The sequence below is a fragment of the Prochlorococcus sp. MIT 1304 genome, assembly GCF_047305015.1.
GTDB classification, from domain to species: domain Bacteria; phylum Cyanobacteriota; class Cyanobacteriia; order PCC-6307; family Cyanobiaceae; genus Prochlorococcus_A; species Prochlorococcus_A marinus_E.
The window spans coordinates 18,680-31,416 of the sequence record NZ_CP138974.1 but is presented as its reverse complement, the minus strand read 5'-3'; the positions used below and the strand labels follow the sequence as shown (position 1 = coordinate 31,416).

Here is a 12,737-nt window from a genome sequence, read left to right as displayed (position 1 = left end):
TAGAAAAAAAAAGTTTTTTTAAAATAGTTTCTTTTTTAAAATATAAAGTTTGTACTTATATAAAAACTATACATATAATTGATTCAAGTATAAAAAAGTTTAGAAAAATCTTTAAAGACTATAAATTTAATTTATTGTAAGTATGAAAAGGAATTTTTTTATTAAAAACTGTAGAGATTTTTCTGTAAACATTAAGGATAATGTAGGGGAAGCTATTCAAAAGATAAATAAAGGTGGCTTCCAAATTTGTCTAGTTTTTAACGAGCAAAATTATTTGGAAGGAATAATAACTGATAGTGATTTAAGAAGAGGAATTTTAAATGGCGTTTCAAAAAGTAGTAAATTATCTGATGTAATAAACTATCAACCTATTAAAGTTCATGAATTTTTATCAGAAGAAAAAATTTATAGATTAATGATAAAGAATCATATTTTTCATATACCTTTAGTTGATGAAAATAATAAATTTAAGGGCATCTTTGTTTCTAATAATTTAATAGAAGAGAGTTTTATTAATGAAACCTTTTTTATATTAGCTGGAGGTAAAGGTTTAAGAATGAGACCTTTAACTAAAAATCTTCCTAAACCAATGTTGCATATAAGTGGTAAGCCAATGATCGAATTAATAATTAATAATGCAAAGGAGTTTGGCTTCAGAAATTTTGTCCTGTCAATTGGTTATTTGGGAGAGGTAATAAAGGAATATTTTGGTAATGGGGATAAATTTGGGATTAATATAAGCTATATTCAAGAAGAAAAACCCCTGGGGACTGCAGGTTCATTAGCATATTTAAAAAAAGATTTGCTTACTGATTATGTTTTTATTACCAATGGTGATGTTGTAACATCATTAGAATATAGTAATATGTTGAATTTTGCCAAATATACAAAAGCTGATGGAGTAATTGCTGTTAAAGAATTTGGATTGCAAAATCCATTTGGAGTAATTGAAACTAGTAATGATAATTTTATTGGAATTTCTGAAAAACCAATATATAAATCTACAATTAATGCTGGAGTTTATGTTGTTTCAAAAAATTTGATTGGTTTAATAGAAAAGGGGAAACATATTGATATGAATCAATTATTTGAACTAGGTATAAATAAGAAAAAAATTTTAAAAGTTTTTGCTTTGCATGAAGAATGGACGGATGTAGGAAGACCTGAAGATTATAAAAGGATTAGAAATTCAAGTAAAGCTAATGAAATCTAATTTACTTGTGATAAAAAATTTTCAAATTTAGAAAAATTTATTTCCTTGAAATATTTTTCATAATACTTTGACTTTAAATATATCTTGATGGAACTATCAAGTTTAGCTCTAAAATTTTTCTTATCTAGTTCATTAATATTTTTTTTTGTGATATGCAAGATTGGACTTTTCCAGTCTCTTTTAGTTAATTTATAAGAGTCTGTTTCATAAATTATTGTGGGAACTCCTAATGTCCATCCCTCTATCATCATTGAGTTGTCATCAACAATTAATAAGTCCGAATCTTTTATTAATTTATTATTTCTTTTATATTTTAAAATGATATTATTATCAAGATATTTAGTGGGATTGAATTTATAGTTTAACGGGTGAAGAAAAATGTATATATTAATTTTTTTATTTACTTTATTTAGCTCGTCAATAATTGTTTGGTAATTTTTCTGATTATAACCTAGTGCAACAGATATATTCTTTATTTTTTTATTCAATTTGGAATAAAGAGTTTTAATATCTGGATTTGATTTACATCGAAGGGACCCAACTGTAAATTTTCTTACTTTTGACAATCCTTCAATTTGATCTAATTTTTCTTTTTGAATTTCACCGCATGAGAAGATTATTTGAGGATTAATAAAATTTTTCTCATCAGATTTGGTTGCGAAATGTTGAAGAAGTCCGTATGAAAATCCAGTATGTTGATAACCTATAGTGGAAATAGTTTGGAACATTTTATCCTTGTTTACTTGATGCATTAGTAACCTTTCCCAACAATGTGATTCCCAAGGGAAAATAATTTTTTTTGGATTATTTTTTAATGTATTAGACCAAATATTTGAGAAAAGACAATTACTATACAAAAAACCTCTTGCATAATCATTAATCAAACTTTTTATTACAAAAGATTTTATATTTTTTCTATTAATAAATATTTTTCTTGATGATAGTCCAAATAAATACGTAAAAAAGTAAAAATTACTCTTCAAAAAAGCATTTAAAATATCTTTTAATTCAATCATTGAATAAATTGAGTAGATATCTTTCTTCTGATTACAATTTTTTATATAGTTTATATTTTTAACGACATCCTTTATTGATTTGCCAAGAGAAATAACTAAGATTTTATTTTTTTTACTTGGTTTGATACCCCTAAAAATTTCTTCTTCCCAGTTTTTTTTATATGAGATGTTTCTATAATCTCCATAGGTTATAAATAGTCTATTTATATTTTTAGGAAAAACTTTTTTTTCAGAATTTAACATGAATACAAAATCTCTTATTGGTTTTAAAACAAAGCTAAAATTTTTTAAAAAATTTAAACTTAAACTTATAAAATTTTGATTTTTATTTTTTTTATTATTTATAAATATATTTCTAAATAAATTTGTTTGACCTTCTATCCTGCATAAAGTTGGAGAAAATAATGATTTTGGACCAAATATTAAGGATAATTCACTAAGCTTTTTATTGTATTCTTTTAGAGTTTTATTCATTTGTGAGTATTTTCTCAACTTTCTTAATATCAGAAGGAACATCTACTGCTTGAGTTTTATATTTGATTAATTTTGCTTTTATAGGAATTTTATTTTCAATTAATCTAAGCATATCTATTGATTCAATTTTCTCTAAAGTAGTCTCTTCAAATTTTGTAAAAATTTCAAGTATATCTCTTTTCATTGGAATGATACATACCTGTTTAAAAGCATATTTAAAATTATCTTTCTCAGAGAATGGAATATTTCCTCTAGAAAAATAAAGTATTTCGTCATTTTTTGTTAGAACCACTTTTATAGTGTTCCTATCGGTAAATTCTTCATAGCTTTCAATTTTTCCTATAAGATTTGCAATTCTAATATCCTTGTTGTCAATAATTAATTTAACTGCTTCATCGATTTCAGCACCCTTTACCAAAGGTTCATCTCCCTGAATCATAACAATATTATCGAAAGTATAATTACATGTTTTTTCTATTTTTATCAATGCTTCTGCACATCTAGAAGTACATCTTGTGTGGTGTGAACCAGTCATGACTACCTTGCATCCGTATGCATCCATTGTTCTTCTTATTTCTTCATCACAAGTAGCTATATAAAGAGTATCTATTAATTTTGCATTTAATGCATTTTCATATACTCTTAAGAGCATCTCTTTACCTTTTATCTTTTTTAAAGGTTTCCCTTGTAATCTCGAACTTCCCATTCTTGCAGGGATTAATCCTATAGTTTTCATTTTTTTTGATAATGGATATTATTAGGCTTTTTAGAAGCTTTCCTTAAGAATACTGTATCGATACTATATGGTAAAAATGTGAATCCTTTTTTTATTGCTTCGTTCAAACTTTTCTCATCAGGTTCAACTATGTGTAAGCCAGCAGGAACAGCAAATTTTTTGCAAGTTTTTAAAATATAATCAACTTTTTCTTTAACTATTTCTGATTGAATTTCGCCAGGTACTCCATAAGAAGCGCTTAGATCGTATGGTCCAATTAGAATAGCATCTATGCCTTTACATCGTAATATGCTTTCAAGTTCCTCAACTCCTTTTTTTGTCTCTATCATGGGAACTATGAATGGCTCATTTAGTTCGTTTAAGTGGTCCAGCAGATTTTCTCCAAATAAGTTTGTATTTGCATAGCCAACTCCTCTACAACCATAAGGGGGATAATAAATACTTTCTCTTAAATTGTTTATTTGCTCAAAGCTTTCAATTTTTGGAATTATTATTCCGTTAACTCCTAGATCTAATGCTCTCGAACAATATGTTGTTTGTGGTGATCTTATTCGTGCAAAAACTAATGGACAATAATACTGAATCGAATTTACCATTAGAGGTATATCCGCTTCGTCAATATCTCCATGTTCTAAATCAAGAGTAAGCCAGTCAAAATTATTTTTGGCAATGATAGCTCCAACTGACGTATTATTTAATTGCAACCAACTTCCAATACTTGGTATCCCAATATTTAATTTTTTTCTTATTTGATTAAGCTCTTTATTAATAATTTTGGAAGAGATCATATTTATTAATTAAATAATTTTAATTCTAGGTATTAATTGAAGAGATTTATTCAGTGAAGAACTTTTTAAAATAAAATCTATATTACAATTATAAGCTGCTTCATAATCTGTTTTACTATCTCCTACAAAAACGCACCTTTCTTTATCTTTAATGTTACTCAGTTTTTCTTTGAGAATATCAGCCTTATCAATGGCATCTCCAATAATCTGAATAAAAAATTCTTTTAATAATTTTGATTTTATAGTTTCATTTATTTCTTCCTGAGGCATATTTGTAATAATAAAATTATGTTTTTTACTGTTCTTCAAGAATTTTTCTATATTTTTAAAAATTGGGATTACACTTAAAATCTGAATGCATTCTATAGAAAACTTTCTTTTTAGATCTATTAATTTTGAGTCAAAGTTTACATCTTTGTATTTAAGACTTTCTTTTAAATAAATTGGCAGCTTAACTTGTCTACTTACGCCTGGAAATTTTTTATGATGATCTAAGATGAAATCCTTTAATTCTTGAGGATATTCTTTAAATATTTTTATATATGCAATGCCTTTCTTTTCCACCGTAGGAGATAAGGTATCATCATAATCCCAGAATATATAATCATAATTTTCAAATATAGATTCTAAAGCTTCAGTATTTAATTGTTTCATAATCAATTAAATACTTAACTTGTTTAGTTCAATAAAATAATTAATAGTTTTTTCTAAGCCTTCTTCAAAATCTACAGTAGGGGACCAACCAAGTTCTTTTTTTGCTTTTTCTATAGAAGGTCTTCGCATAATAGGATCATCTTGAGGGATTGGATTAAAATTTATTTTAAGTTCTCGATTAATTTTTTTTATTATAATTTCAGCTAGTTTATCTATTCTCAATTCATTTTGAGCTCCTATATTTATAGGTCCTTTTACTTCACTTTCCATAAGTTTTATCATACCGTTTATTAAATCTTCCACGTAGCAAAAACTTCTTGTTTGTGACCCATCTCCATATACAGTTAGATTTTCTCCACGCAAAGCCTGATTTATAAAGTTACTTACTACCCTGCCATCATCTATTTGCATACGAGGTCCAAAGGTATTAAATATTCTCATTACGCTAATCTCAGTTTTGTGCATACGGTTATAATCAAAACACAATGTTTCAGCTATTCTTTTCCCTTCGTCATAACAACTTCTAATTCCTATATTGTTAACATTTCCAAAATAACTTTCTTTTTGAGGATGTATTAGGGGATTACCGTAAACTTCACTAGTTGAGGCAAGAAGTAGTTTTGCTTTAGTTCTTGTTGCCAATCCAAGCATATTATAAGTTCCTAAAAAACTAGTTTTAGAGGTTTTAATTGGATTATATTGGTAGTGAATAGGAGAAGCTGGACAAGCTAAATGCCATATTTTGTCGATTTCCAGAAAAATGGGCTCGGTAACATCATGTCGAATAAGTTCGAATTTTGGATGATTAATCCATTTAATTATATTTTGCTTCCGCCCTGTGAAATAATTATCTAGACATATTACTTCTTCACCTTTTTCCATTAGTGCATCAATAAGATGAGAACCTAAAAAACCAGCACCTCCGGTTACTAAATTTCTATCACGTTGTTTATCCATTAAATATAAAATTAGTTCAAATAATTCTTATCTTAAGAAAAATCTTCAAAAATTTATAATCCATATGACTTTAATGTAAAATTAAGCAATAATTAAAAAATATATTTCTATAAAACCACCTATATGATTTTTTTTTTAGTGATTGTAATAAATAAATTTAGTAAATTTTGAGTATCACAAACTTATGAAAAAAGATAAACCTTCAATACTGATAACAGGTGCAGCCGGATTTATTGGCTCTGCTCTTGCAATAAAACTTTTAGAAGAAAATAATCATGTTATTGGGATTGATAATATTAATAATTATTATTCGACTTCTTTTAAAAAAGAAAGATTAAGCAATATTATTAAAAGCCCTAATTCAAGTAAATATTGGAATTTTCACAAAATATCTATAGAAAATAAAAATCAAATATTTAATATATTTGAAAAATATAGACCAAAAATTGTAGTTAATTTAGCTGCTCAAGCAGGCGTTAGGTATTCTTTGGAAAATCCAGAAGCATATATAAAAAGCAATTTGGTTGGTTTCTTTAATATTTTGGAAGCATGCAAATCATTTGATGTAGAAAATTTTATATATGCTTCAAGTAGTTCTGTTTATGGCGGTAATAAAAAAGTACCTTTTAAAGAAAATGATAGCTCAAATCATCCTATAAGCTTATATGCAGCCACGAAAAGATCTAATGAACTAATGGCTCATTCATATAGTCATTTATATGATATCCCATCAATAGGATTAAGATTCTTCACTGTTTATGGCCCCTGGGGAAGGCCTGATATGGCTCCAATGATTTTTGCAAATGCAATAATGAATCAATTACCCATTAACATATTTAATTTTGGCAAAATGAAAAGAGATTTTACTTATATAGATGATGTTGTTGAATCTATAAAAAGATGTTGTTTTAAACCTGCAACAGTATCAAATACTTTTGATAAATTTGATCCTGAAAATTCTTGCTCTTTTGCAAAGCATAGAATATTTAACGTTGGTAACAGTAAGCCAGTGGAATTAGAAATTTTCATTGAATTACTTGAAGATGCTTTAGGCAAAAAGGCTATAAAGAAATATGATGAATTGCAAAAAGGAGATGTTATTTCAACCTTATCTGATACAAGTTTATTAACTAAATGGATTGATTTTACACCATCAACTTCTATACAAGATGGAATTCTGTATTTCGCTAAATGGTTCGAAAATTACTATGAGCATTAAATATAATTTTATTTAATTATGCAACCAAATTCCTTCCCTATATTAAAGTATTTTAAACATTAATTTTATGGATAATTCAAATGTAAACATTGTGAAGAACATTTGTTGCCTTGGGGCCGGTTACGTTGGAGGACCTACTATGGCAGTTTTAGCTTCAAAATGTCCTAATATAAAAGTCACTGTTGTTGATATTGATTTAAATAAGATTGCTGCGTGGAATAATCAAAATTTGGATAAGCTTCCAGTTTTTGAGCCAGGTTTAGATAAAATTATTTCAAAGGTTAGAGGCAAAAATCTATTTTTTTCTAATGATATTGAAAAATCAATTAAAGACTCAGAATTGGTTTTCATTTCAGTAAATACGCCAACAAAAATAAAAGGATTTGGAGCATTTTATGCAAGTGATTTGAAGTGGGTTGAATCAAGTGCTAGGCAAGTTGCTAAATATGCGAGCGGTCATACGATAGTTGTAGAGAAAAGTACAGTTCCTGTTAAAACTGCTGAATTAATAAAAAAAATTTTAAAGAGCTCTAATAGTTCCAACAAAAAAAAAGAAAATTCTTTTTCTGTATTATCAAGTCCAGAGTTTCTTGCAGAGGGAAGTGCTATTAATGATTTGATAAATCCTGATAGAGTTTTGATTGGAGGTGACAATGAAGAATCAATAAAAAAACTTTGTGCAATATATGAAAATTGGATCCCTAAAGAAAAAATTCTGGTTACAAATATATGGAGCAGTGAATTGTCTAAATTAACAGCAAATGCTTTTTTAGCCCAAAGAATAAGTTCAATTAATTCAATTGCGGCTATTTGCGAAAAGACTGGTGCAGAAATCAAAGAGGTTTCTGCTGCTATTGGTTCCGATACAAGGATTGGAAATAAATTCTTATTATCAAGTCCTGGTTTTGGCGGGAGCTGCTTCCAAAAAGATATTTTAAATCTTGTTTATTTAAGTAGATATTATGGTTTAGATCATGTCGCAAAATATTGGGAAAATGTAATTTCTTTGAATAATTGGCAAAAGGAACGTATATCTGAAGTAATAGTAGATAAATTATTTGGAACAATAACAGGTAAAAAGATTGTACTTTTGGGATTTTCTTTTAAAGCTAATACAAATGATACAAGAGAATCTCCATCAATAGATATTGCAAAAAATTTGCTAGAAAATGGTGCAAAATTAGTAATTAATGATCCAAGAGTAAGTAATAAACAAATTGAATTAGCGTTAAATCAGCCATCAAAAGAAATAGATCACAATGTAGAAGGTATTTGGTATTATGAGGAAGACATTTTGGAGGCTGTTAAATCAGCCGATGCAATAGTTATCTTAACTGAGTGGCAAGAATATAAGAATTTAAATTGGGAATTAATATCCAAGAGTATGAGAAAGCCTTCTTGGGTTTTTGATACAAGAGGCATAATTAATCGTAGGGAAATCGATGTAACTCCTATTAATCTATGGACGCTTGGGAAAGGGTAGATTTAATAATTTTCATTTATTGTTTGTCTTAAACCTGCTAATAATATCCAAAAAATCATACTTATTCTTCCATCGTAGTATTGAATATCAACTAATTGAGATAATAGAAGAACAAAAAATGATGACCACCAACCTTTCTCAAAAAGAGAAGAATTTTCTAGGAAATTTTTTCTTGAGAAAGGAAATTTATAAATTTTTTTGAATGATTTTAAAGTTATTAGAAATATGGGAAAAGCTATCAAAAAAGTTACTAATAATCCATAGTTATATGCTAATTCATAAAATAAATTATGAGTATGGTTAACTGTTGCTCCATTAATAGATTGATTTCCAAATTGGCCTGCTCCCCATCCAAAAAAGGGTTTTTCAAAAATTGATGAAAGTGAATAAGTAAATATGTCAGCTCTAAGTTGTAATTTTGAGTAAATAAGACTTAAATATGGATTAGTAGTGTTTTCGAAAATATTAGTGGAGCTAGTAAATGAATTAATAAAGTTACTTAAATTGAGTAAAACTATAAAAAATAGTGTTGATATTAAAGTAGCAAAAGCTAAAAAATAATCTTTTAATAAAATTAAAATAGCTATCAAATGATATCCAATAATCGAATCATATGAATTAGTGAGTACTGAAGAAATGACTAAGAATACTGTTATGAAAAATAAAAGATATGATTTTTTGTTTTTAAATCCATTATCTAAGAATTGAGAAAAACTAAAAGCGAAAATAATATTAATCCAACATGCTGCATAACTAGGACTACTAAATACACCAGAAAGAGAATCACCTTCTTTTTGGTACCATACTATGAATCCATTCAGAGTTTGAAAAGGTCCATTCCATCCTAAGAAGTATTGACTAAAACCACTAAATATTAGTGGTATTGTTCCTGAAATTAGTATTTTTGATATTAAAATCCTTTCTTCTCTTGATTTTAAATAAATTTGGAATCCCATAAAACAAAAGAAAAAAGGAATCCAATTAAATAATCCTAAAAGTGATAAATATGTATTTTCTTCTAAATTCAGTTGGGAATAATGTATCAAACAGGATAAAAGAAAAAAGGGGATTGATATAAGAAATGGAATATTAAATTTGTCTTTTAAAAATGATTTGAAGTTCTTAAAAAATATTTCTATTAATGAAATAAGAAGAAAAATAAAAGAAATTAACATCGCTGAAGGCAATAAAAAAATGCCTACTCTGAAAAAAAATATTCCATAATTATTTTTATTAATATTTTCGCCAAATATCTTTTTTATAAAGAACATTTAATTTCTTTAAGCGTCTTAAAATTACGCTTCCTGCTGGATTCGAACCAGCGACCCACTGCTTAGAAGGCAGTTGCTCTATCCAGCTGAGCTAAGGAAGCATTATGTAATTATATCTAAGTTTCATCTACTAAACAACAACTCTATGCCATTAAAATAAATATTTATTTTTCTTGTTTAAATTGTTTGTTAATTGTGGTTATTTTTCATAGAATAAATGGACAATGATTTAGTTAAATTTGGCTTTGAGACTCTCAATTGAAAATAAAAAAGAGATATTGGAAGATTTTGTTAATGGAATAGCTATTAATGAACTGGCTTTGAAATTTAATTGTACAAAGTTAACAATATCAAGAAATTTAAAGAAGTCTCTTGGGGATGAAAAATATAAGAATTTAATAGAAGCAAATAAATCTGAAAGAAAATTTTCCGAAAAAGAAAATAATCATAATGAAGTTTTATTCAACAGAAATTTAAATAATAATCAATTATCTAATATTACTTACCAACAAGATAATTATGAAAGCGATTCTTATCAAGATAATTTATTTATGGAGTTAGCTCCTTTAGATTATGAAATTAATAAAGAAACTCAAAAAGATCTATCTTCAGTACCTCTATCAACTATTAATTTCCCAAAAACTGTGTATATGATCGTAGATAAGAAAATTGAATTAGAAATTAAATTGCTTAGAGATTTTCCAGAATGGCATTTTCTACCAGAAGAAGACCTCAATAGAAAAACTATACAAATTTTCTATGACATTAATAACGCCAAGAAAAATTGTAATAAAGATAAAAAGGTAATTAAAGTTCCTAATACTGAGGTTTTTAAAATTGCTTCAAAAATTTTATTATCTCGTGGTATTTCAAGAATAGTTAATGAAGATCAATTAATTGCAATTTAAAATATTTTTAATATCTTTTAAAAAAAAAGGGTAAAAAAGTTCCCAAAAAAGATCCAGAAATTAGAGAACTCCCAAAAATGAAACTTGTTGGTAATTCAATGGTTTCGCCAATTATAAAATTAACTTTACTTTTGCTGGCACTATTTTGAATTACAATAAAAATTACTAAAAGAAAAAAGATGTTTATTGACGCCGCAAAAAAAATCTTTTTGATTAAAAGATACATTTTTTAAATTTATGCTCCTCAATATGAATTATAAACAATTTTCTTGGTGAGATTTTTTTTTCTAGCAAGGTATTTAGAAGCAGAAGATAAGCTTAGCCCAGCTTTTACTAATTCATGAAGCTCTTTTTTTAGTTCTAACTGGTTAAATTCAATATTTTTAATTTTTTTGTTACAGCCTTTAATAACAATTGTGATTTCACCAATTACTTCTCTTCCATCAAAAAAATCAATAACTTTATCTATATTGTCCCCAATATGTTCTTCAAACTTTTTTGTAAGTTCACGTGATACTTGGATTTCTCTTTGGCCTCCACAAAAAACTTTTAATTCAAATAACAATTTTCTTAATCGATGAGGAGCTTCAAAAATAATCGTTGTCTTTTCATTCTTACTGATTTCGAAAAGTATTTTTTCTCTTTCAGACTTTTTTTTAGGAAGAAATCCTTCGAATGTGAATTTTGAGGAAGACATCCCACTCGTAACGAGTGCCGAGATGGCGGCACAAGGACCTGGTATGCAAACAATTTTGATATTTTTAGATTTAGCATCTTTTACAAGTTCTTCTCCAGGATCGCAGACTAATGGCATGCCAGCATCACTAACTAATGCTATTGATTTGCTTGCATTTAGATAATTAATTATTTTTGGAATTTTACTCAAATAATTGTGTTTATTGAAGCTTATGAGATTATTTTTAAAATCAAATTTTTGAAGAATTTTTTTTGTTTGTCTAGTATCCTCGCATGCAATCAATTCAACTTTTTTAAGAATATTTAGTGCCCGAGGGGATAGATCATTTAAGTTACCTATTGGGGTACCAACAATATATAAAACACTACTTTCAGGTTCTTGGATGTTATGAGAAGATAGAAGTTTAGAGTTCATTAAGTGATTAAGTTACCTTCAGGCATAGAGTTGCAAAATCTTATAGATAATTTGAGGATTTTAAGCTGGGAAGCTTCTGAAAAGTTAACTTATTATGCTCAAATAGTAAAAGATTCAAACGGTAAACGCAATATTTTAAGAAATGATAATTTTGAGGATCCAGTTACTCTTGCTGACATTAGTGTAAATGAGATAGTAATTAATAAAATTAACCAATTATATAAAGACGTTAATTGGAAAATCTTGAGTGAAGAAAACGTAAAATCTGGACCTTACAATCCTAATATAAATCAAGATTGGGTTTGGATTCTCGACCCTCTTGATGGAACAAAGGATTTTATACAAGGTACTACTAATTATGCTATGCATCTAGCTTTGAATTACAAAAAAAGACCCTTAATAGGTATCGTATTAATACCTGAGAGGGATGAATTGTGGTTCGCTGTGGGATGTGAGTTATGGTGTGAGAATAGAAATGGAGTCAGAATAAAACCTAAACCTTTAAAACGGAAGAGTCTTCAAGAGATGTCTTTAGTTACTAGTAAGAATCATGGGAATACAACTTTAAATAAATTAATTAAAAAAATTAATTTCAAAGAGGTAATAATAATGGGAAGTATAGGTTGTAAGATTGCCTCAATCGTCAGAAGAGATAGTGACATATATATTTGTCTGAGTTTGCCTGGAATGTCATCCCCCAAAGATTGGGATTTTGCTGCGCCTGAAGCTATCTTAAAAGCTAGTGGCGGCAATATTACAACTTTGGATAATAAAGATTTAATCTACGGGAAATCTAATTTTGAACAGGGTGGGATAATCGTGGCATCTAATAATATTAATAATCATAAAAACATTTGTTCTGAGATAGAGGAAATAATCAGAGAAGGTGATTTATTTCCTCTTTGAC

The 12,737-nt window shown here is 27.5% G+C and carries 12 protein-coding genes and 1 tRNA gene; 5 read left to right on the top strand and 8 right to left on the bottom strand.

Features of this window, described 5'->3' with window-relative positions:
- Positions 1-142 precede the first annotated feature (142 nt).
- Entirely contained in the window at positions 143-1,213 is a 1,071-nt protein-coding gene (locus tag SIB45_RS00175; protein WP_011863337.1) for a nucleotidyltransferase family protein, read from the top strand.
- Here SIB45_RS00175 and SIB45_RS00170 read toward each other — a convergent pair.
- From SIB45_RS00170 to SIB45_RS00150, 5 genes are read right to left on the bottom strand one after another with little or no spacing between them, the layout of a single operon-like run.
- Positions 1,210-2,703, bottom strand: coding sequence for a hypothetical protein (locus SIB45_RS00170; protein ID WP_041484713.1), 1,494 nt, complete (start codon positions 2,701-2,703; stop codon positions 1,210-1,212). The genes SIB45_RS00175 and SIB45_RS00170 overlap by 4 nt on opposite strands.
- The gene (locus SIB45_RS00165; protein WP_011863335.1) at positions 2,696-3,439 is read right to left on the bottom strand and encodes a 3-deoxy-manno-octulosonate cytidylyltransferase; all 744 of its coding nucleotides are present in this window, start codon (positions 3,437-3,439) and stop codon (positions 2,696-2,698) included. Before SIB45_RS00165 ends, SIB45_RS00170 begins: the two co-directional genes overlap by 8 nt.
- Complete coding sequence (locus tag SIB45_RS00160; protein ID WP_011863334.1) at positions 3,436-4,227, bottom strand: HpcH/HpaI aldolase family protein; 792 nt, start codon at positions 4,225-4,227, stop codon at positions 3,436-3,438. The genes SIB45_RS00165 and SIB45_RS00160 overlap by 4 nt, the downstream gene beginning before the upstream one ends.
- A gap of 9 nt (positions 4,228-4,236) precedes the next feature.
- Positions 4,237-4,881: an HAD family hydrolase gene (locus SIB45_RS00155; RefSeq protein WP_052292850.1), complete on the bottom strand. Its 645-nt coding sequence runs from the start codon at positions 4,879-4,881 to the stop codon at positions 4,237-4,239.
- A 6-nt stretch (positions 4,882-4,887) separates the two neighbouring features.
- Positions 4,888-5,838 carry a UDP-glucuronic acid decarboxylase family protein gene (locus SIB45_RS00150; RefSeq protein ID WP_011863332.1) on the bottom strand — a complete coding sequence of 317 codons (951 nt, stop codon included), beginning with the start codon at positions 5,836-5,838 and terminating at the stop codon, positions 4,888-4,890.
- Between the two features lie 184 nt (positions 5,839-6,022).
- Between SIB45_RS00150 and SIB45_RS00145 the strand changes: the two genes are divergently transcribed.
- The gene (locus tag SIB45_RS00145) at positions 6,023-7,057 is read left to right on the top strand and encodes an NAD-dependent epimerase/dehydratase family protein (RefSeq protein WP_011863331.1); all 1,035 of its coding nucleotides are present in this window, start codon (positions 6,023-6,025) and stop codon (positions 7,055-7,057) included.
- Positions 7,058-7,124: 67 nt separating this feature from the next.
- Positions 7,125-8,540: a nucleotide sugar dehydrogenase gene (locus tag SIB45_RS00140; RefSeq protein ID WP_011863330.1), complete on the top strand. Its 1,416-nt coding sequence runs from the start codon at positions 7,125-7,127 to the stop codon at positions 8,538-8,540.
- A 2-nt stretch (positions 8,541-8,542) separates the two neighbouring features.
- On the opposite strand, the gene SIB45_RS00135 is transcribed toward SIB45_RS00140, so the two are convergent.
- Both SIB45_RS00135 and SIB45_RS00130 read right to left on the bottom strand, forming a co-directional pair.
- Positions 8,543-9,496 carry an O-antigen ligase family protein gene (locus tag SIB45_RS00135; RefSeq protein ID WP_413682127.1) on the bottom strand — a complete coding sequence of 318 codons (954 nt, stop codon included), beginning with the start codon at positions 9,494-9,496 and terminating at the stop codon, positions 8,543-8,545.
- 342 nt (positions 9,497-9,838) lie between these two features.
- Positions 9,839-9,912, bottom strand: a tRNA-Arg gene (locus tag SIB45_RS00130).
- A gap of 144 nt (positions 9,913-10,056) precedes the next feature.
- Here SIB45_RS00130 and SIB45_RS00125 point away from each other — a divergent pair.
- A complete protein-coding gene (locus tag SIB45_RS00125; RefSeq protein WP_343287536.1) occupies positions 10,057-10,719 on the top strand; it encodes a hypothetical protein in 663 nt (220 codons plus the stop codon).
- Positions 10,720-10,963: 244 nt separating this feature from the next.
- Here SIB45_RS00125 and rsmI read toward each other — a convergent pair whose 3' ends face one another.
- A complete protein-coding gene (rsmI, locus tag SIB45_RS00120) occupies positions 10,964-11,830 on the bottom strand; it encodes a 16S rRNA (cytidine(1402)-2'-O)-methyltransferase (RefSeq protein WP_011863326.1) in 867 nt (288 codons plus the stop codon).
- A gap of 3 nt (positions 11,831-11,833) precedes the next feature.
- Here rsmI and SIB45_RS00115 point away from each other — a divergent pair, with 3 nt between their 5' ends.
- Positions 11,834-12,736, top strand: a complete 903-nt coding sequence (locus SIB45_RS00115) for a 3'(2'),5'-bisphosphate nucleotidase CysQ (RefSeq protein WP_011863325.1) — start codon at positions 11,834-11,836, stop codon at positions 12,734-12,736.
- Position 12,737: the final 1 nt, after the last annotated feature.

Coding starts and splice junctions, on each gene's coding strand:
- SIB45_RS00145 (WP_011863331.1), top strand. CDS start 6,023: ATGAAAAAAGATAAACCTTCAATACTGATAACAGGTGCAGCCGGATTT.
- SIB45_RS00140 (WP_011863330.1), top strand. CDS start 7,125: ATGGATAATTCAAATGTAAACATTGTGAAGAACATTTGTTGCCTTGGG.
- SIB45_RS00165 (WP_011863335.1), bottom strand. CDS start 3,439: ATGAAAACTATAGGATTAATCCCTGCAAGAATGGGAAGTTCGAGATTA.
- SIB45_RS00155 (WP_052292850.1), bottom strand. CDS start 4,881: ATGAAACAATTAAATACTGAAGCTTTAGAATCTATATTTGAAAATTAT.
- SIB45_RS00135 (WP_413682127.1), bottom strand. CDS start 9,496: ATGGGATTCCAAATTTATTTAAAATCAAGAGAAGAAAGGATTTTAATA.
- SIB45_RS00170 (WP_041484713.1), bottom strand. CDS start 2,703: ATGAATAAAACTCTAAAAGAATACAATAAAAAGCTTAGTGAATTATCC.
- SIB45_RS00160 (WP_011863334.1), bottom strand. CDS start 4,227: ATGATCTCTTCCAAAATTATTAATAAAGAGCTTAATCAAATAAGAAAA.
- SIB45_RS00175 (WP_011863337.1), top strand. CDS start 143: ATGAAAAGGAATTTTTTTATTAAAAACTGTAGAGATTTTTCTGTAAAC.
- SIB45_RS00150 (WP_011863332.1), bottom strand. CDS start 5,838: ATGGATAAACAACGTGATAGAAATTTAGTAACCGGAGGTGCTGGTTTT.
- rsmI (WP_011863326.1), bottom strand. CDS start 11,830: ATGAACTCTAAACTTCTATCTTCTCATAACATCCAAGAACCTGAAAGT.